Source organism: Synechococcus sp. MIT S9451 (assembly GCF_047304725.1).
Classification (GTDB): domain Bacteria; phylum Cyanobacteriota; class Cyanobacteriia; order PCC-6307; family Cyanobiaceae; genus Synechococcus_C.
On record NZ_CP138971.1, the window covers coordinates 1,430,862 to 1,449,103 of the forward strand.

Genomic DNA, 18,242 nt, shown 5'->3' on the forward strand with positions numbered 1-18,242 from the left:
CGTCAGTCTCGCGCCTGGATGACGCCATAGCCCCCATGATTGCGGCGATAAATCACCTGCAACTCCTTGGTCTCTGCGTCGCGAAACAGATAGAAGTCGTGGTCGATCAGATCGAGCTGATGGCGCGCTTCCTCAACGCGCATCAGGGGCATCGGGAAATACTTGCGACGCACACCAGGATCAGGGAGGTGGGCCTCTTTCCCATCGAGCAGTGAGCCATCCACAGATGATTCGTCGATCACCGCTTCGGTGGTCGGGGTGGTGCTGGCTCGATGGCCATGGCTGTGGTGGTGGTCACTGTGGCGTTCCTTGTAACGACGCAGCTGACGGCTCAGTTTGTTGGCCACCAGGTCGATGCTGGCGTAAAGGTTTTCGCTGCGTTCCTGGGCACGAATCACCGTGCCGTTGGCAAACACCGTCACCTCAGCTGTCTGTTGGGGAACGCGGGGGTTGCGGGCGACTGACAGGTGCACATCCGCTTCCATCACCATGTCGTTGTAGTGCTGAACGGCCCGCTCAAGCTTCGATTCGGTGTAGTCGCGCAGAGCCGAGGTCACTTCCAGGTTGCGACCATGGATCAGAAGCTTCATGGCATCTCTCCGGTGCCGGTTGATATCTGCACGCTAGAGACGTCAAACCAGGGCGCACAGAGGCCTTCGGCATTTCTTTTTGAGCCGCGGCAACTGGTGCCGTTTCCAGTCGCCTGGAGCTGGCAGCAGCACTGGCAGGAGAGATTGTTGGCCTTCTCCACTCGTTCGGTTCAAAACGATCATGAAGTCGTGCAGCCTCCGGAAGCGGTATGGCTGCTGCAGCATCCCTCTTGCTACACCCTTGGCCGCGGAGCCTCCGAGCAGCATTTGCTCTTCGATCCTGCTGATCCGCCGGCACCTTTGCACCGCATCGATCGTGGTGGGGAAGTCACCCATCACATGCCTGGCCAGTTGGTCGCTTACCCCGTGCTGGATCTGCACCGGCGCCAGTGTGATCTGCACTGGTATCTGCGGCAGCTGGAACAGGTGGTGATTGATGTACTGGCCCAGCTTGATCTCGCCGGCGAACGGATTGAGGGAATGACTGGGGTGTGGCTGGAGGGTCGCAAGCTGGCAGCGATCGGCGTGGGCTGCCGCCGATGGATTACCCAGCACGGCCTGGCGCTCAATGTGAGTGGCAACCTCAGCGGCTTTGACGCAGTTGTGCCTTGCGGGTTGAAAGGGAAGGCCGTTGGGCGACTGAGTGAGTGGATCCCGGGTCTGAGAGTGGAGGATGTGCAGCCGCTGCTGCGGGATGCCCTTGGGCAACGCTTTGGGCTCTGCTGGCAGGGGCCTGGTGCCGCATTCAGCCACTTATTGATTGCCGACGAGCCGAGGGGGTGATAGCCCTGGGCGGTCTGCCCTCGATCCCCGTGCCCATCGCCGCCCGCTCCAGCTGGACCCCCACCCCTCATGAGCAGGCAGCTCTCAAGGCTCATTCCCATGTGGACGACCTGGGCAGGGTGGATCAGATCTGGCCGTGGTTGGCGAGTCACCATGGGGATGTGATGGCGGTCGATGCGCCCCACGCGGCCCATCCCGAATGCTTCAGTTACCTGCAGCTGGCGGACCGGATCACCGCCGCCGCTGCCGCCTTCCGTTCCCTTGGCGTCGGCTCAGGCGATGTGGTGGGGTTGTTTGCCGAGAACAGTCCTCGCTGGCTTGTGGTTGATCAGGGCTTGATGCGTTCGGGTGCTGTCAGCGCTGTGCGGGGTGCCGCAGCTCCTGTACAGGAGCTGCATTACATCCTTCAGGACAGCAAAGCGGTGGCCCTTGTGGTGCAGAACGCTGAGCTGCTGCAACGGCTGGACCTTGCGGAGCCCCTGCGGGCAAGTCTGCGCTGCATCATCCAGCTGGAAGGTGAGCCGGCCTGTGAGGGTGTGATCGGGTGGGAGGCCTTTTTGGCCATGGGCGCTTTGGGCACAGCACCGGATCCGATCGTTGGCCGAGGCCTTGATACGGCAGGCTCCACGACGGCCACGATCCTCTACACCTCTGGGACGACCGGTCAGCCCAAGGGGGTGCCACTCACCCACGCCAACTTGTTGCATCAGATCCGCAGCCTCGCCTGTGTGGCCCATCCAGCTCCAGGAGCGCCTGTGCTGAGCGTGCTGCCGATCTGGCATTCCTATGAACGCAGCGCGGAGTACTACTTCTTTTCCTGCGCCTGCTCACAGAGCTACACAACGATCAAGCAGCTCAAGCGTGATCTGCCCAGGGTGAAGCCGGTGGTGATGGCCACCGTGCCGCGTCTTTGGGAGGCAGTGCAGGCTGGTTTTGAGGATGTGCTCAAGACCTTTCCAGCCTCACGCCAGCGTCTCCTGCGCGCCGCTCTGGCCAATAGCAGCGCCTACTGCCTGGCCCGCCGTCGTAATCGCAATCTGATGCTTGAGTCCCTGGGGCGACGTCAGCGCCTGAAGGCTGCCGCTGAGATGACTCGGCGCTGGCCCGCCCATGCCCTCGCCTCGACGCTGATCTGGCCCAAGTTGCGTCTGCAGCTCAGTGGTGGCCAGTTGCAGTTCCCGATCAATGGCGGTGGTGCCATTGCCCCCCATGTGGATGCCTTCTTTGAAGCGGTAGGGATCGAGCTTTTGGTGGGTTACGGACTGACTGAGACCAGTCCGGTGGTGAGTTGCCGGCGACCTTGGCGCAATATCCGTGGAAGTTCGGGGCTTCCCATGCCAGAAACCGAATTTCGCATCGTTGATGCCGACACTCGTGCACCCCTCGGCTTCCGGGAGCGCGGCGTGGTGTTGGTTCGCGGTCCCCAGGTGATGGCTGGCTACCTCGGCAAGCCAGACGCCACTGCCAAGGTGCTTGATGGCGACGGCTGGTTCGATACGGGTGATTTGGGCATGCTGCTGCCCGATGGCTCCGTGGTACTGACTGGCCGCGCCAAAGACACGATCGTGCTCAGCAGCGGTGAAAACATTGAACCGGGGCCGCTGGAGGAGCTGCTGGTGTCGAGCCCATTGGTTGAGCAAGTGATGTTGGTGGGTCAGGACGAGCGTCAACTTGGTGCCCTTGTGGTCCCTCGAACTGACGCCATTCAGGCTTGGGCTGCGGAGCAGGGGGTGAGTGTGGCGGCCGATCTGGGTGGATCCCCTGGACAGGCTGAGATTTGCCGTCTCCTGCGTGGTGAGTTCAATCGGTTGTTGACAGCACGCGTGGGGTCCAGGGCGGATGAGCGCCTGGCCGGGGTGGGACTGGTGGAGCCATTCACGATTGAAAATGGTTTGCTGACGCAAACGCTTAAGCAACGTCGCGATCGCATCACTGATCGCGATCGTGCTGTGATCCAAGGCTTCTACGGGCGCTGAGCCTCCTGGATCGGGAACCCGCCATCGGGGTGGCTTGACCCCCGAGGCTGGGACTGAGACGCTTGGCGCTCTTTCCTTTCACCCATGTCTGACGGCACCACCCTGTCGATTAAGCGCACAATCGCCATCCGTGCTGTTGTGACGCCGGCTTGGAAGGAAGAAGCGGAGCGGGAACTCAGCACCGCGATCGCGACCACCGATCAGCAGTTAGGCCAGCTGGAGCAGGAGGGGCAGCAGGTGGTTGAGGAGGTGCGTCGTCAGAGCGCCAATCCTCTGGATCCCCGGGTGCAGGATCAGGTGGCACAGGTGCAGCAGCAGGTCGCTGCCAAGCGCTCTGAACTGGAAGAGCAGAAGCGCAATCTTCTCCAGCAGCAGTCGCAGGTGCGCGATGTCGAGATGGAGGAGATCGTCGATCAGGGTCAGATCGAGAGTTTCTGTGAACTGGCCGTCGGCGACAACCTCGTCAGCAAGATGCAGGTCGCTGTTGTGGTCCGCGACGGTGTGGTCGAGTCGATCGAGCAGGGCTGATCCTGCTCCTGCTCGGCCTGCCGGCCCGTAAAATTCCGCTACTCAGCCCCACTGGAGAAGGTTTTGGCGACCCACGACATCTTCATGCCTGCCCTCAGCTCCACGATGACGGAGGGGAAGATTGTCGAGTGGCTTAAAAAGCCAGGGGACAAGGTGGGCCGAGGTGAGTCGGTGCTTGTGGTCGAGTCTGACAAGGCCGACATGGATGTGGAGTCGTTTAACGAGGGTTATTTGGCTGCTGTGCTCATGCCGGCCGGCAGCACCGCTCCAGTGGGAGAAACCATTGGTTTGATCGTGGAGACCGAAGCTGAGATCGCTGAGGCTCAGGCCAAGGGCGGTGGCGCTGGTGGAGCCTCCCCAGCTCCCTCTCCAGAGGCTGTGTCATCGCCTCCTGCGGCAGCCGCCCCGGCTCCTGCCGCAGCAGTTCCTGCACCTGTGGCGGCTGCACCGACCCCTGTGCCTTCAGCGGCTCCGGCGCCTGTCGTCAGTGATGGCCGTCTTGTTGCTAGCCCCCGGGCCAAGAAGCTCGCCTCTCAGATGGGGGTGAATCTTGCCAGCGTTCGCGGCAGTGGCCCGAATGGTCGTATTCAGGCAGAAGATGTCGAACGGGCCGCAGGCCGCCCTGTGAGTGTTCCGCGGGTGGGTGAAGGCACCACGGCTGCCATCGTGGCTGGTGCTGGCGCCCCAGCAGTGCCGACTGCCCCAGCAGGCAATAGCTTCGGTGCTCCTGGTGAGACTGTGGCCTTCAACACTCTCCAGGCCGCGGTGAACCGCAACATGGAAGCCAGCCTGGCTGTTCCTTGCTTCCGCGTTGGATACACGATCACCACGGACAAGTTGGATGTTTTTTACAAACAAGTGAAGCCCAAGGGCGTGACGATGACGGCGCTGCTGGCCAAGGCGGTGGCCGTGACCTTGGCCCGTCATCCCCAGGTGAATGCAGCCACCACTGCGGCTGGGATGGCGTATCCCGCCGATGTGAACGTGGCGGTGGCCGTCGCCATGGAGGACGGAGGTTTGATCACACCAGTCCTGCGACAGGCCGACCGCACTGATCTGTATGAGATGTCTCGCCAGTGGGCAGATCTGGTGAAGCGTTCTCGCAGCAAGCAACTGCAACCTGAGGAGTACAGCACCGGCACTTTCACGTTGTCCAACCTGGGCATGTTTGGGGTGGATCGTTTTGATGCGATCCTTCCTCCTGGCACCGGTGCGATCCTGGCTGTCGCCGCTTCTCGCCCCACGGTGGTAGCCGGCAAGGACGGTTCGATCTCTGTCAAGCGTCAGATGCAGGTGAACCTCACCGCTGATCACCGTGTGATTTATGGCGCAGACGGTGCCGCCTTCCTGAAGGATCTGGCTGAATTAATCGAGACCCGTCCGGAGAGCCTGGCCGTCTGATCTGCCTTGGATTCGATCGCGGCGAGGCCTCGATCGAATCCACGCTCCATGGTGAGGGGGAGGTGAGCATCGCTTTGCTCCATGAATCTGTTGTCAGTTCTGCTGGGTCAGCCGCTCCCCAAGGCCAGGGCAGCCCATGAGCGCCTGCCCAAGCTGCAGGCACTACCGATCCTCTCCTCCGATGCTTTGTCATCGGTGGCTTATGCCACGGAGGCGGCCCTCGGCGTTCTGATTCTTGCCGGCAGCCAGGCTCTCAGCTTGTCGTTGCCAATCACCGTGGCGATCATCCTGCTGATCGCCATTGTGGTGCTCTCCTATCGGCAGGTGATTGCTGCCTATCCCCAGGGTGGAGGCTCGTATGTGGTGGCCCGTGACAACCTCGGACGCAATGTTGGCCTGGTGGCGGCGGCGGCGCTGCTGATCGACTACACCCTCACCGCGGCAGTGAGCTTGATGGCGGCCGGTCAGGCGATCAGCTCCTTGATCCCTTCGCTGCTTCACCATGAGGTGGCGCTCACGCTGCTGCTGCTGTCACTGGTGGGCTGGGCGAATCTGAGGGGCTTGCGGGAAGCGGGGCGCATCTTTGCCCTGCCGACCTACGCGTTTGTGGTGATGATCGCGCTGCTCACCCTGGTGGGATTGCACGATCTTGTGGCTCATCACGGCTTTCGCCCTGATCCACCGCCCCTGGTCACGAGCATGGAACCCTTGGGGCTGTTCTTGATCCTGCGTGCTTTCAGCTCCGGTTGTTCAGCCATGACCGGTATCGAGGCCATCGCCAATGGCGTGCAAGTGTTCCGCGAACCCGCTCCCGTCAATGCCAGGCAGACCTTGCTGGTGATGGGAGGACTGTTGGCGTTGATGGTCTTCTCCGTGAGTGGAATGGGGTTCCTTTACGGCATCGCCCCGGACCCCAACGTCACGGTGCTGGCCCAGATCGGGGCCAAGGTGTTTGGGCCTGGCACTCCGCTGCTATGGGGCCTGCAGATCTCCACCCTGTTGATTCTCGTGCTGGCCGCCAATACAGCGTTTTCAGGCTTTCCCCGCTTGGCGGCAATGTTGGCTGATGATCGTTGCTTGCCCCGTCAGATGGCGTGGCTCGGCGATCGGCTGGTCTATCAAAACGGCATCGGTGTGTTGTTGGCTGGCACGGCTCTGATCATTTGGGTGTGCCAAGGAGACACAACCGTGGCGGTGAATTTGTATGCCCTGGGCGTGTTCACAGCCTTCACCCTCTCTCAGCTGGGCTTGGTTTTGCGTTGGTGGCGTCAGCGTGGTGAGGGCTGGCAGGGCCGGATGCTGATGAATGCCCTTGGTGCCAGCGCCACATTTGTGGTGTTGGTGGTGATCATCATCAGCAAGTTCTGGGAAGGGGCCTGGACGGTCGTGATCGCGATCCCTCTCCTGGTTTGGGCTCTCGCGGCGATTCGTCGGCGTCACCGGGAAGTGACTGCTGCCTTGGTGCCGGATTCGCTGATTGAGCCTCTCTATCTAGCGCCTTTGCCATCGCCTGTGCAGCATCAGGCGATTGTTTGGATGGGGGGGCTGACACGCGCAACCCTTGAGGCGGTGCTGTATGCCTGCTCGATCGCTGAACAGGTCACGGCCGTGATGGTGGTTGGGGATCGGGATGATCCCGGCCAGATCAGCCTTGATTGGGATCGCTTGGTGGGAGCGGATAACGGTGATCTACAGCTCAAGCTTTTGGTCAGCCCCTACAGCTCGGTGATTCAGCCGTTTTGTGCTTTTGTTCGCGATCAGGAGACGACCCATCCTGAGCGAAGAACCACTGTTGTGATGCCGGTAGCTGTGCCCGACAATCTGCTCGATCGCTTTTTGCTCAACCAGAGGGCTCTCTACTTGTATCGGGCGCTCTCGGCCCAGGGCACGCACGTGTTCTCCGTGGTGCGCACTTCACTGGAGCCTGTGCAGCCGGTGGATTGACGCCACCGGCACCTGCGCGTCCTTGCCATTCGGCAGCATGGGCAATGACCGTGCAACAGGCATCTGTGCCCGATTCCAGGGATCGTCAGCTCCGTTCTTACGACTACACCTTGCCGCAGGAGTGCATTGCCCAGGTGCCTGCGCAGCCTCGCCATGCGGCTCGCCTGCTCATGGTGCCGCCCATGGACGCCACCCTGGAGAAGGCCCGCCATCAACAGGTCTGGGACTGGCAGCAGGCGTTGCAGCCTGGTGATCTCCTGGTTGTCAATGACACGCGGGTGCTCAAAGCTCGCCTGCGGGTGCGTCGCGCCGGCGGTGGCTTGGCGGAACTGTTGGTGCTGGAACCCCGGGGGGATGGGCAGTGGCTGTGTCTGGCAAGACCAGCCAAGAAGTTGCGGCCTGGTGATCAGCTCTGGCTTGAAGGGTTGGAGCAGGAACCGCTGTCGTTGCAGGTGCTTTCGACTGATGCCGCGACAGGGGGAAGACTGATTCAGTTCCCAGCTGGCTGTGATGATGCCCTGGAGATTGAGGGGGTGCTGGAGCGTTTTGGCGAAGTGCCTCTTCCTCCCTATATCTCTCGACACGATGCCGATGACCAAACGCGCTATCAAACGCGTTACGCCTCCCGCCCGGGAGCGGTCGCTGCACCAACGGCGGGTTTGCATCTCAGCGATGAACTGTTGGCGGCCTTGCAGGCACGGGGCGTGGAGATTGCGCGAGTCACCCTGCATGTGGGGCTGGGGACGTTTCGCCCGGTTGAAACCGAGGATCTCACGCAGCTGACGCTCCACAGCGAATGGGTGGAGGTGAAGGCGGAGGTGGTGAAGGCCGTAGACGCCTGCCGTCAACGCGGCGGCAAGGTGATCGCAGTTGGGACGACCAGTGTGCGTGCCCTTGAAGGTGCTGCGCAGGCTGGGGGCGGTCGTCTGCAGCCGTTAAAGGGTCCAGTGGATCTGGTGATCCAGCCCGGCTATCGCTTCGCTGTGGTGCAGGGTCTGCTCACCAACTTCCATTTGCCCAAAAGCTCGTTGCTGCTTTTGGTGAGTGCTCTGATCGGTCGTGAGCGTTTGTTAGGGCTTTATGCCTGCGCGATTGAACACAACTACCGCTTTTATTCCTACGGGGATGCCATGTGGATCCCCCCGGAGGCGGTGCTTGAGACCGCACGGCCTTGCCGCTGACATGTAGACAATAAAAAACCCCGTGCGACTGCACGGGATTGTTCGAAAGCTTGCCTGAATCAGGCCGGGACCGGTTGTTCGATGATGCCTGCTGGGACGTCAGCGAACATCACTGAGGACAGGTAACGCTCAGCCAGGTCGGGGAGCACCACAACGATGGTTTTACCTGCATAGGCATCCTGCTGGGCGAGGCGAATGGCGGCTGCGGCTGCGGCACCGCAGGAGATGCCCACCAGAAGCCCTTCTTCCTTGGCCAGGCGTAGTGCCATCTCCACCGATTCATCGTTGGTCACCTGCTCCACCTTGTCGACAACGGAGAGGTCGAGATTTTTGGGGATGAAGCCAGCGCCGATACCCTGGATCTTGTGAGGACCGGGCTTGATGTCTTCCCCATTCATCGTCTGGGTGATCACGGGGCTGTGGCTTGGTTCGACAGCGACGGATTCAATCGCCTTACCCGCTTCGTTCTTGATGTAGCGAGAGACGCCGGTGATCGTGCCGCCCGTGCCGACGCCAGCTACAAGCACATCGATGGCGCCGTCGCAGTCGTTCCAGATCTCAGGCCCAGTCGTTTTCTCGTGGATCTGGGGGTTGGCCGGATTTTCGAACTGACCAGGCATGAAGTATTTGGCCGGATCGCTCTCGGCGATTTCCTTGGCCTTGGCAATGGCGCCCGGCATGCCCTTCGCAGCTTCGGTGAGAATGATCTCGGCACCGAGGACGGCCATCACACGGCGACGTTCGATCGACATCGACTCGGGCATGGTCAGGATCAGCTTGTACCCACGCGCTGCTGCGGTGTAAGCCAAGGCGATGCCGGTGTTGCCAGATGTCGGCTCGACGATGGTCTTGTCTGCCGTGAGAGCGCCGCTTTTTTCAGCGTCCCAGATCATGTTGGCGCCGATCCGGCATTTGACGCTGTAAGCGGGATTGCGGCCTTCGATCTTGGCCAGCACGGTGGCCTTGCAGCCCTTGGTCACATTGTTGAGACGAACCAGAGGGGTGTTGCCGATGGCTTGGCTGTTATCGGCGTAAACGCGAGACATGGAGGGGTACGCAGGATGCCCAGGTCCGTCAACTTAGTGAGATCAACCCGTTAGGGCTCTGGCTTTAAGGCCTTGTTCAGACTTTGACAAGGCGATGGCTTCACCACGCAACGGCGAGGGCACTCTCCTTCGGTTCTGCTCCAATCCAAGCCAGGGTTGATCAGAGAGCGTTGTCGTGCTTAGTCGCCAAAGCGCGTTCAAACCGCTGCCAAAGCTGATCCGGATCTTCCAGGCCGACAGAGACCCGCAGCAGGTGAGAGGGAACGCCACAGGACGCGGCCCAATCCAGTTCGTCGTAGTGGGCTAGCAGAACGTAGGGGCAGCACAGCGTGAAATGGGTGCCCAGGCTCGGCCCCTTGGAGACAGCCAAAGCGTCATAGACGCATTGGGCTTTAGGGGTTCCGCCATGCAGTTCAAACGAGAGCAGGCATCCATGGCCTGCACCGCTGCGCATCAGAGCCTGAAAGGTGGGGCAGCGGTCAGGATGCAAAACCTGTTTGATGGCGGGGTGTCCTCTTAGCCGTTCCACGAGGGCACTGCAGTGTGCATTGAGGCGTGGGATCCGGGCGTGGACGTCACGGCTCGCCTCCTCCAGGCAAATGGCGTCGGCATCGCCGAGGCCTGATGGGGCGAAGCTTAATTCGCTGCAAAACGTGTCTCGCCAGGGGGAGCTAGGGCTCACTACCAGAGTGCCGGCAAGCACATCTCCCCTGCCGGAGAAGCTTTTGGTCAGGGAACTGAAGACCAGGTCAGAGAAGGGAAGCGCGTCGATGTTGAGCCCGGAGCCGATCGTGTCGTCAGCAATCACAGGGATACCGCGCTGATGGGCCAGTTCAGCCACGGTGATCAAATCAACGCACTGCAGCAGGGGGTTGCTAGGCAACTCCACGACGACTGCTGCAGGGTTGAGGCGGTCAAGACTGGCGGCAACCGCCTCAGGGGAGCTGTCGGTGAGCAGCTCGGCGCCGGCAAACACAACCTGGGGCAGCTTGAGCACATCGACATAAGGGAAGCCCACCTGGAGGGTGGGACGGCCTGGATGGAGTGTGGCGACCAGCTTCAGGGCACTGTGGAGCGCGGCCATGCCAGAAGGATGCAGGCTGATCTGACCCTGAGGGCAGCCATAGATCGCAGCCAGTCGTTCCTGAATACGCCAACGGGCCTGATCCCCAGCGCTTTGGGCTGGCGACGCTTCATGGCCCAGGGCTATCGCTGCCTGACGGGAGCTTGCTCCCAGGCCAGCGTGCTGCCAGAAGGCCTTCGCTGAAGGGCTGGCGGCGGAATCGGTGATCAGGCAGGGCAGGCCGTTGACGACCGCGATGGAGGCCCAAGCGTTTGGCTGGCAGCGCAGGCAGTGCTCCCGAGCGGCCTTGGCTGCCGCGGCTGTGGGATACGGCCAGGCTTGGCTGTCAGCTGGTGCATCGAACTGTCTCAGGGCTGTGCGGGCCAGTTCTGCCACCAGAGGGTGGAACCCGAAGCGGGGATAGACCGCTTTTAGTTGGTTGCGACAGGCGGGATCGTTCTCCTCGTAGGCGATCACGTCGCTCCATCGGGGTAGAGCCACCGAGACGGCATGCGTGCTGTCGGGTAGGGGCTGGCCCAGGTCATGCCCCTGCCAACAGGGGTCGATGAGAAGATCGCGGATGCTCACGGCAGCAGAGAAAGGGCTTGGTCGAGGTCGGCGATGAGATCCGCTTCGTCTTCACAACCCAGCGAGAGACGAACCAGGCCGTCGCTGATTCCTAGTTTCTCTTTGACCGTGGTCGCCACTGCTGCGTGGGTCATGGTGGCTGGATGACAGATCAGGCTTTCCACTCCTCCCAGGCTTTCGGCCATCGTGAACCAATGCAGGGCCTTGCAGACGGCATAGGCCTGGTCGCGGCTGGCGTTCAAGCCGATGGTCACGATCGCGCCACCACCGCTCATCTGACGACTGGCCACAGCGTGTTGGGGATGGTCCGTCCGAAGCGGGTAGCGCACCCAGGCCACCGCAGGGTGACGGGCGAGATGGTTCGCCACCGCGGAAGCATTGGCCATTTGTTGGCGTAAGCGCAGAGGAAGGGTCTTGAGCCCTCGCGTGATTAGCCAGCAGTCAAAGGGGGAGGGCATCAGCCCCAGCGCTTTCTGGGCGAACAGCATCTTCTGCTGCCATTCAGCGTCGTCGCAGCAAACGACTCCACCGAGGGCGTCGGAATGCCCATTGATGTATTTCGTGGTGCTCGTGAGGGAGAGGGTGGCCCCCAGTTGCAGGGGGCGCTGCACCAGGGGAGTGGCAAAGGTGTTGTCGACCACCACTGGCACAGCTGCGGAATGGGCGGCTGCGCAGACCGCCTCCAGGTCGATCACTTTGAGCAGGGGGTTGGTTGGACTTTCCAGCCAGACCATCGCTGGTTGACGGGCGGCGATCGTGGTTGGCGCAGCAGAATTGGTGAAATCGATCCATTCAGTCTCCACGCCGAATTTGGCGAAGACCTGCTCGAACAAGCGCACGGTGCAGCCATACAGGTTCTCCTCGCAGAGCACGAGGTCGCCCTGGCTGAGAGAGGAGGCGATTGCTGTGATGGCGCTCACCCCAGAGCCGAACACGGTGGCGTGGCTGCATTCCTCAATGGAGGCCAGCACCCCTTCCAAAATCCTGAAATTGGGATTGCCTGAGCGGGTGTAGTCGAACCCGCCTGGGTTGCCGTGGGCAAACGTGGATGAGGTGTAAATCGGTGGCATCACCGTGCCGGTTTCGCTGGCAAAGCTCTCGCCGTGGTGAATGGCACGGGTCGCTGCCGCGGGTTGCGGTCTGGAAGAGAAGTCGTTTGCCACGGGTCAGTTGGGGATGACGCGTTCTGCCACGCCTCTGAGGCTGCAGGCTAAGAAACGGTCAGACCGCCATCCCTTGCGGTGAAACCATCGCCATGGACCTTCACCGCCCCAGCCTTTGTTGAGGGGCTTCCCTGTGCAGTCTGGGGTCACGATTTTTGAGGTGCTTTGACTCATTGCATCCACAACGCCGCCAGGGCTAGAACGTAAGTACTAATACGGATTGGTCAATGAGTGCGCATCGTGCAGGAGGGATTCCCCCTTCAAATGTTGTCAACGCTGCTCCGCTTTTCTTGCGTGTAAAGCCTGGGCAGTTCGTCATTGTCAACGAGAGCCGCAACCACTCGATTCCGACAGATACGGGTTGGTGGATGGGGCAAGTGTTGTTTTGTGAGGGAGGTCTGAAGGATTCAAAGCTGAATCGATCGTTCCAGGTCGCAGATGTGGATGATGGGGCGATCCGTTGGGTGAATGCGGATCAGGTTTCACATGTTTTGCATGGACTGGATGGCATTGGTCAGGAGGGTTGGGAGGGGTTTTAATCGCGTTCTCATTCTCCGGTGCTGTCGATGACCTTGCGAAAGTTGGGTGCAACGCTGGCCTGGTTGTTTGGTGCTCTTGTATTGCTTAATTTGGTTTCATCCTGATCGAGGATGTGTCTCCGTTGAGAAGGCGCCTCTTCCCTTGTTGTGCAATGAGTATCAAGGGTTAGGGAAGAGCGTGTAGCGGGTTGGATTGATGCAATCAATCCTCTATGGAGATAGCGTCTTGATTAGTTCTCAACTTGGCCCGATTTGATCGGCCCTGAATGGTTTGAGCCCAAGTGTTCTTCGTGCGTTCGGGTTGGCATCTTTGGGCGTGTCTGGAAAGTTGATGCCCTGATGTGTCGCGAAATCGTGGCTTTCTGGATCATTCGCATGAAAAAAACTCTTGCAAGCCGTTGATAAAAACGGTTTGCAAGAGTTGGCTTCTAAGGTTGAGTAGGGAGCCGGACAATCTCCAGCCCCTTGCTTGTCGAAGAAACTTACACTTTGCGTGAGTAGTATTCCACCACCAGCAATTCGTTAATCTCAAGTGCGACCCACTCGCGCTCGCAGCGACCAACGATCTTCGCGCTGAGCTTGCTCTTATCGAGTTCGAGGTGGGGCGGCACGTTGGCGAGGCCAGGGAATTCCAGGTTTGCCTCAGCCAGTTTCTTGCTGCACTTGCGCTCACGGACGGTGATCACATCACCGGGTTTGCACTGGTAGCTGGCGATGTCGGTGACGCGACCGTTCACGGTCACGTGGCCGTGGTTCACCAGTTGACGGGCGCCTGGCACGGTGGGGCCGAAGCCGAGACGGAAACAAACGTTGTCGAGGCGGTTCTCGAGCAGCTTGAGCAGGTTGGTTCCGGTGGAACCGTCCTGGGCGCGCGCTTTCTTCACATAACGCACGAGCTGACGTTCGGAGACGCCGTAGTTGAAGCGAAGCTTCTGCTTCTCTTCGAGACGGATTGCGTATTCAGAGCGCTTGCGACGGGCTTGGCCGTGCTGACCAGGGGGATAGGACCGCTTTGCGGCCTTCCGGGTGAGACCGGGAAGGTCTCCCAAGCGCCGCGTGATCCTCAGGCGAGGGCCGCGGTAACGAGACATAGGGAGTGGTGTGTCGTGGAACGATCGGGCGTCTGAGCAGGCATGCTGGGCTTGTGGCTTGCGCAGCGGCTTGTGACGCACGAATCAACAATCTTATCTGGCGGCCCTGCCGCCACTTTTAACCGCGCCCTTGCAGCGGTGATGCTGGCACTGATCAATTTTTATCGTCGCTGGTTCTCTCCCTTCTTTGGGCCTCGTTGCCGCTTTATCCCCAGCTGCAGCGCCTACGGTCTGGAGGCGATCCAGCGCCATGGCCCCTGGCGAGGAGGCTGGCTCACACTGCGCCGGTTGTTGCGTTGCCATCCCTTCACCCCCTGCGGCTGTGACCCCGTCCCTGACTGAATCCCAGCAGCTGATGCTTTACAGCCGCCAGGGTTGCTGTTTGTGCGAGGGCCTGGAGCAACGTCTACGGAGCTTGGATCTCGGCACTCTCGAACCGCCTCTGGTGCTTGAAGTCATCGATATCGATGCGCCGGGTACCGATCCTGTTCTGAAGGCTCGCTATGACCTCGAAGTGCCTGTGTTGGCTTTCGCCTCCATCGCCCTACCGCGAGTCTCACCAAGACTTCAGGGTGATGGTTTGTACGCCTGGTTACAACGGGCCTGCTCCAGCGCGCTTGGATCGGATTAGAACTGCACCACTGAGGGTGGTCGGCTAATGGCTCAGACACTCCATTCGCTGCTCAATGCAGTCGGTTTGCCTCTGGCTGAAGGCTTGCCTAATGCGCCGATCAAGGCTCTGACCTGTGATTCACGCTGTGCCGGAGCTGGCAGCCTTTTTCTCGGTCTCCCTGGCGAGAGGGTGGATGGTGGCTCGTTCTGGCGTCAGACATTGGAGGCAGGCGCTGTCGCTGCGGTGATCGGTCCGGCGGCGGCGGCGGCCGATCCACCTGGTCGGATGGATCCAGTTGTGGTGGTGCCCGATCCAGTGGCGGCCTGGGCCGGGGCATTAGCGGCAGCGTTTTGGCAGCACCCCTCGGGGCGGATGACCCTGATCGGTGTCACTGGAACCAATGGCAAAACCACCACCACCCATCTGATTGAGCATCTCTGCAAGCAGATCAGCATCCCTGTTGCCCTGTTCGGCACGTTGGTGAACCGCTGGCCTGGGCACAGCATCACCTCGACTCACACCACAGCCTTTGCAGATCGGCTCCAGGCTCAGCTGGCAGAAGCGGTGTCTGGTGGCACCCAGTTGGCAGCCATGGAAGTGAGTTCCCATGCTCTCGAGCAAGGAAGGGTTGCGGGTTGTCAGTTCTCTGCGGCGGTGTTCACAAACCTCACCCAGGACCATCTCGATTACCACCCGACGATGGAGGCCTATTTCGATGCCAAAGCGAGGTTGTTCAGCGAACCGTTACTCGTGGGTGATGGTGCATGCGCTGTGGTCAACATCGATGACCCTTGGGGGCAAAGGTTGGCGCAGCAGCTTGGTGAACGCTGTTGGCGCTGCTCGCTCAAGCCTGATCGCCAGCCTGAGACTGTTGAGCTGACGATGACGGATCTCAACCTCACTGCCTCGGGCGTCTCTGGCACGATCGTCACACCGGTGGGCAGCGCCGACTTCCTGTCTCCACTTGTGGGTGATTTCAATCTGATGAACCTGCTCCAGGCCGTGGGGGTGCTGGTGCAGCACGGGTTGCCCCTGCCGTTGCTGCTGAAGGCGGCGAGCTGCTTCAAGGGGGTGCCTGGGCGGATGGAACGGGTGATGGTGCCGTCTGATCAGGCCATGAGCCTGCTGCCGTCGGTTGTGGTGGACTATGCCCATACGCCCGATGGGCTGCGTAATGCCCTGGCTGCCTGCCGGCCGTTTGTGACCGGAGCGCTGGTCTGCGTGTTTGGCTGCGGAGGTGATCGCGATCGAGGCAAGCGTCCCCAGATGGCGGCCGTTGCCGCTGAGTTGGCCAATCGCGTGGTGGTGACCTCCGACAATCCACGCACGGAGAACCCTCAACGGATCCTGGAGGACGTGGTGGCGGGGATCCCGGCGGGAACATCGCTGACAGTGGAGTGCGATCGGGCTGCAGCGATCGCTGCAGCCATTGAGGTGGCGGGTCCAGATGACCTCGTGTTGATTGCCGGCAAAGGCCATGAGGACTATCAAATCCTCGGCACCAGCAAGGTGCACTTCGATGACCGTGAGCAGGCAGAGATCGCTTTGCGCCGTCGAGTTGGAGGCTGATGGGTTGGGATCTCTTCTGTTGGGATGACTCGTTCAATGATGGATCGGTGTGCCGTGGCCTGTCGCAATCAGCAATAAGCCCCCCATGCTGAACAGTCCGAGTGAAAACCAGAGCAGACGTGACTGACCGGCGTCGGGAAGCTCCTCCCGGAACACACTGATCAGTAACCCGCCACCGACAAAGGCTGTGGCGATTGCCAAGGTGAGATCCGAGACGGGATGGAGGACTGCGGCATGCAGGCTCCCCAGAAGTAGTGCGGCGCTGCCAATCCAGCGCAAGCGGCGTCGGAATGTCACCGGGTGCTCAGCTGCCAAGGTGCGATCGGCGAGCAGCACATGGGCACTGATGGCAATGGTGAAGAGCAGGCCGTAGCTGATGCCTGTGCTGAGCAGCGACGGTAGTGAATAGGCGTAGAGATAACTAATCAGTGCAAAGGTGAGGAGGCGTGCTGCCCCGGTCCATTGCGTGCTCTTGGGGTGTTGCTTGCTGATCACATTGAGCGTGTATGGGATCAGCACACCAACCAGCGCGACAAGAAAAAGCAAGCTTTCAGTCATCGCGCTCGGTACAAAGCTCTGCATCCCTGCTGCGTCACTGATCGTCTGCCCTCCACTGGCGAGTTCCGGAAGCAGGTGGATGAACACGTAGGCCAGACCTGCACCTCCACCCACAGAGGCCCATCGGATCTGGATTGGGGTGGGCTGTTTCGAGATCAGGGCCGCCAGCCAGTGGCAGCTGCCGATGGTGAACACACAGAGTGCGACGAGGATCCAGAGCATGGCTGGTGTGATGCGTAGGACTCAGTCTGATGGGACTGTCCGGTCTGTTCGATCCGCTTCAGGCGTTGATGATTGCGTGGTTTTGGTGATGCACTGATCGAGGGCCTGAACCAGGTTTGTCAGCTCGCTGGCCTGGGTACAGACGTGGGTGCAGGCCCGTAGACAGGAGGGATCGGCCAGATCGCGGATCCAGATCCCCTCATTCCCAAGGCGTTTCACGAGTTCGGCCGGTGTGCTCGTCGCTGACTCACCGTTCAGGCTGAAGCTCACCAGTCCTGCTGGTGGGGGCCCCTCGAGCAACGGGGTCACTGTGGGCATGGCCATGAGCTCTTGCCAAAGCTGCCCGCTCAGCGCCTGGATCCGCTCCAGGCGTTGCTGAGCGCTTCCCTCTCGTTCCAGGACTTCAAGTGATGTCCGCAGTCCTGCCAGCAGAGGGACGCAGCTGGTGGCCACTTCAAAGCGGCGGCTGTCGTGGTGGAAGGGGTCCGGATCACCCAGAACGGCTCTGCTTTCATCTTGCAAGCTGCGCCAACCGATCAGAGTGGGGCTGGCTTCGCCTAGCACCCGTTCGGACAGGGCGACGCCGCCCAGCCCTTCCGGGCCGCAGGCCCATTTATGGCCTGTAAAGGCATAGATGTCGGCCGCCTTAGCAGCAGCCTTGACGGGAATCTGCCCCATCGACTGGGCGGCATCCACTAAGAGGTACGGAGGCCGTGATTGGTTTTGCAGTTGTGCTGCCACCGCTTCGATCGGCATCAGCTGGCCTGTGTTCCAGAGCAGATGGGAGAGCACCACGAGGCGGGTGTTCGGGTGCATGCTCTGTTCCAGAGCCTTCAGCACAGCCGTTTCGGTTTCGGACTGGTGATCTCGGCCCCCACGGATCTGTTTTGCCGGCAAGGTGTCGATCTGCAGCTGTTGGCGCCGGGCCAGCTCATGGCAGGCCGCCACCACGCCCGGATGTTCGCAGTCGCTGATGAGCAGACGATCGCCTGGATCGAAGGGCAGCCCCCAAAGCGGAAGAACACAACCAGTGGTGACGTTTTCACTGAGGGCAAGACGATGGGGTGCAACCCCGCAAAGCTGAGCCAGCAATGCGCGGGTGCTATTCACCTCGCGGCTAATAAAAGGCCACACCTCTGTGGTGAAAGGGCCAAGCTGCTGGATCCGCTGCCAGCTGAGGCTGATGGCCTCTAACGCGGGTGTGGGAAGCGGCCCTTGTCCGCCGTAGTTGAAGTAGGTCTTATTGGAGAGTGCTGGGCAGAGATCTCTCAGCATTGCTTGAGGATTGTTGGTCAAGATCTTGGCCTAGGTGGTTTGCCGACACCTCCCCCCAGAGATGTCTAAGGCCGCTTCAGGAGACATCAGCACCTGTCCCTGTCTTCATAGC

17 protein-coding genes are annotated in these 18,242 nt (G+C 60.8%); 10 read left to right on the forward strand and 7 right to left on the reverse strand.

All coding sequences use genetic code 11. From position 1 onward, the window contains the following. Positions 1 to 2: 2 nt before the first annotated feature. Positions 3 to 590: a ribosome hibernation-promoting factor, HPF/YfiA family gene (gene hpf, locus SIB72_RS07320; protein WP_413743473.1), complete on the reverse strand. Its 588-nt coding sequence runs from the start codon at positions 588 to 590 to the stop codon at positions 3 to 5. Positions 591 to 602: 12 nt separating this feature from the next. Between hpf and lipB the strand changes: the two genes are divergently transcribed. The 6 genes from lipB to queA all read left to right on the forward strand — a co-directional run bounded on the left by lipB (position 603) and on the right by queA (position 8,403). Continuing rightward, positions 603 to 1,373 (forward strand): lipoyl(octanoyl) transferase LipB, encoded by a 771-nt coding sequence (gene lipB / locus SIB72_RS07325; protein WP_413745068.1) that lies wholly within the window; start codon positions 603 to 605, stop codon positions 1,371 to 1,373. Between the two features lie 29 nt (positions 1,374 to 1,402). Then, on the forward strand, positions 1,403 to 3,349 hold the full coding sequence (locus SIB72_RS07330; protein WP_413743474.1) for an AMP-binding protein: 1,947 nt from the start codon (positions 1,403 to 1,405) through the stop codon (positions 3,347 to 3,349). Between the two features lie 84 nt (positions 3,350 to 3,433). Continuing rightward, positions 3,434 to 3,877, forward strand: a complete 444-nt coding sequence (locus SIB72_RS07335; RefSeq protein ID WP_115121043.1) for a YlqD family protein — start codon at positions 3,434 to 3,436, stop codon at positions 3,875 to 3,877. A gap of 63 nt (positions 3,878 to 3,940) precedes the next feature. Continuing rightward, positions 3,941 to 5,278 (forward strand): dihydrolipoamide acetyltransferase family protein, encoded by a 1,338-nt coding sequence (locus SIB72_RS07340; RefSeq protein WP_413743475.1) that lies wholly within the window; start codon positions 3,941 to 3,943, stop codon positions 5,276 to 5,278. Positions 5,279 to 5,359: 81 nt separating this feature from the next. Beyond that, positions 5,360 to 7,222: an APC family permease gene (locus SIB72_RS07345; protein ID WP_413743476.1), complete on the forward strand. Its 1,863-nt coding sequence runs from the start codon at positions 5,360 to 5,362 to the stop codon at positions 7,220 to 7,222. Positions 7,223 to 7,266: 44 nt separating this feature from the next. Then, positions 7,267 to 8,403, forward strand: a complete 1,137-nt coding sequence (gene queA, locus SIB72_RS07350) for a tRNA preQ1(34) S-adenosylmethionine ribosyltransferase-isomerase QueA (protein ID WP_413743477.1) — start codon at positions 7,267 to 7,269, stop codon at positions 8,401 to 8,403. A gap of 59 nt (positions 8,404 to 8,462) precedes the next feature. Here the strand turns inward: queA and cysK are convergent, their stop codons facing one another. The 3 genes from cysK to SIB72_RS07365 form a co-directional block, all read right to left on the reverse strand. Next, positions 8,463 to 9,449 carry a cysteine synthase A gene (gene cysK / locus SIB72_RS07355; RefSeq protein ID WP_413743478.1) on the reverse strand — a complete coding sequence of 329 codons (987 nt, stop codon included), beginning with the start codon at positions 9,447 to 9,449 and terminating at the stop codon, positions 8,463 to 8,465. 160 nt (positions 9,450 to 9,609) lie between these two features. Continuing rightward, the gene (locus tag SIB72_RS07360) at positions 9,610 to 11,100 is read right to left on the reverse strand and encodes a PLP-dependent transferase (RefSeq protein WP_413743479.1); all 1,491 of its coding nucleotides are present in this window, start codon (positions 11,098 to 11,100) and stop codon (positions 9,610 to 9,612) included. Further along, positions 11,097 to 12,263: a trans-sulfuration enzyme family protein gene (locus tag SIB72_RS07365; RefSeq protein ID WP_413743480.1), complete on the reverse strand. Its 1,167-nt coding sequence runs from the start codon at positions 12,261 to 12,263 to the stop codon at positions 11,097 to 11,099. Before SIB72_RS07365 ends, SIB72_RS07360 begins: the two co-directional genes overlap by 4 nt. A gap of 227 nt (positions 12,264 to 12,490) precedes the next feature. Between SIB72_RS07365 and SIB72_RS07370 the strand changes: the two genes are divergently transcribed. Next, entirely contained in the window at positions 12,491 to 12,802 is a 312-nt protein-coding gene (locus tag SIB72_RS07370; protein ID WP_413743481.1) for a DUF3104 domain-containing protein, read from the forward strand. 482 nt (positions 12,803 to 13,284) lie between these two features. On the opposite strand, the gene rpsD is transcribed toward SIB72_RS07370, so the two are convergent. Next, positions 13,285 to 13,893 carry a 30S ribosomal protein S4 gene (gene rpsD, locus SIB72_RS07375; protein ID WP_115018303.1) on the reverse strand — a complete coding sequence of 203 codons (609 nt, stop codon included), beginning with the start codon at positions 13,891 to 13,893 and terminating at the stop codon, positions 13,285 to 13,287. A gap of 42 nt (positions 13,894 to 13,935) precedes the next feature. Here rpsD and yidD point away from each other — a divergent pair, with 42 nt between their 5' ends. Genes yidD through SIB72_RS07390 form a run of 3 tightly spaced genes read left to right on the forward strand, consistent with a single transcriptional unit; the run spans position 13,936 to position 16,075 of the window. Beyond that, positions 13,936 to 14,235, forward strand: coding sequence for a membrane protein insertion efficiency factor YidD (yidD, locus tag SIB72_RS07380; RefSeq protein WP_115121054.1), 300 nt, complete (start codon positions 13,936 to 13,938; stop codon positions 14,233 to 14,235). A gap of 13 nt (positions 14,236 to 14,248) precedes the next feature. Beyond that, positions 14,249 to 14,524 (forward strand): glutaredoxin family protein, encoded by a 276-nt coding sequence (locus tag SIB72_RS07385; RefSeq protein ID WP_244281643.1) that lies wholly within the window; start codon positions 14,249 to 14,251, stop codon positions 14,522 to 14,524. Positions 14,525 to 14,551: 27 nt separating this feature from the next. Then, entirely contained in the window at positions 14,552 to 16,075 is a 1,524-nt protein-coding gene (locus tag SIB72_RS07390; RefSeq protein WP_413743482.1) for a UDP-N-acetylmuramoyl-L-alanyl-D-glutamate--2,6-diaminopimelate ligase, read from the forward strand. Between the two features lie 33 nt (positions 16,076 to 16,108). Here the strand turns inward: SIB72_RS07390 and SIB72_RS07395 are convergent, their stop codons facing one another. Beyond that, positions 16,109 to 16,855 (reverse strand): hypothetical protein, encoded by a 747-nt coding sequence (locus SIB72_RS07395; protein WP_413743483.1) that lies wholly within the window; start codon positions 16,853 to 16,855, stop codon positions 16,109 to 16,111. Between the two features lie 21 nt (positions 16,856 to 16,876). Beyond that, positions 16,877 to 18,130, reverse strand: a complete 1,254-nt coding sequence (locus SIB72_RS07400) for an aminotransferase class V-fold PLP-dependent enzyme (protein WP_413743484.1) — start codon at positions 18,128 to 18,130, stop codon at positions 16,877 to 16,879. Between the last annotated feature and the right edge of the window lie 112 nt (positions 18,131 to 18,242).

What these genes read in the sequence shown, in the direction of transcription:
- hpf (WP_413743473.1), bottom strand. Translation starts at nt 590, where the DNA reads ATGAAGCTTCTGATCCATGGTCGCAACCTGGAAGTGACCTCGGCTCTG.
- SIB72_RS07335 (WP_115121043.1), top strand. Translation starts at nt 3,434, where the DNA reads ATGTCTGACGGCACCACCCTGTCGATTAAGCGCACAATCGCCATCCGT.
- SIB72_RS07345 (WP_413743476.1), top strand. Translation starts at nt 5,360, where the DNA reads ATGAATCTGTTGTCAGTTCTGCTGGGTCAGCCGCTCCCCAAGGCCAGG.
- queA (WP_413743477.1), top strand. Translation starts at nt 7,267, where the DNA reads ATGACCGTGCAACAGGCATCTGTGCCCGATTCCAGGGATCGTCAGCTC.
- cysK (WP_413743478.1), bottom strand. Translation starts at nt 9,449, where the DNA reads ATGTCTCGCGTTTACGCCGATAACAGCCAAGCCATCGGCAACACCCCT.
- SIB72_RS07370 (WP_413743481.1), top strand. Translation starts at nt 12,491, where the DNA reads ATGAGTGCGCATCGTGCAGGAGGGATTCCCCCTTCAAATGTTGTCAAC.
- rpsD (WP_115018303.1), bottom strand. Translation starts at nt 13,893, where the DNA reads ATGTCTCGTTACCGCGGCCCTCGCCTGAGGATCACGCGGCGCTTGGGA.
- yidD (WP_115121054.1), top strand. Translation starts at nt 13,936, where the DNA reads ATGCTGGGCTTGTGGCTTGCGCAGCGGCTTGTGACGCACGAATCAACA.
- SIB72_RS07385 (WP_244281643.1), top strand. Translation starts at nt 14,249, where the DNA reads ATGCTTTACAGCCGCCAGGGTTGCTGTTTGTGCGAGGGCCTGGAGCAA.
- SIB72_RS07390 (WP_413743482.1), top strand. Translation starts at nt 14,552, where the DNA reads ATGGCTCAGACACTCCATTCGCTGCTCAATGCAGTCGGTTTGCCTCTG.
- SIB72_RS07395 (WP_413743483.1), bottom strand. Translation starts at nt 16,855, where the DNA reads ATGCTCTGGATCCTCGTCGCACTCTGTGTGTTCACCATCGGCAGCTGC.
- SIB72_RS07400 (WP_413743484.1), bottom strand. Translation starts at nt 18,130, where the DNA reads ATGCTGAGAGATCTCTGCCCAGCACTCTCCAATAAGACCTACTTCAAC.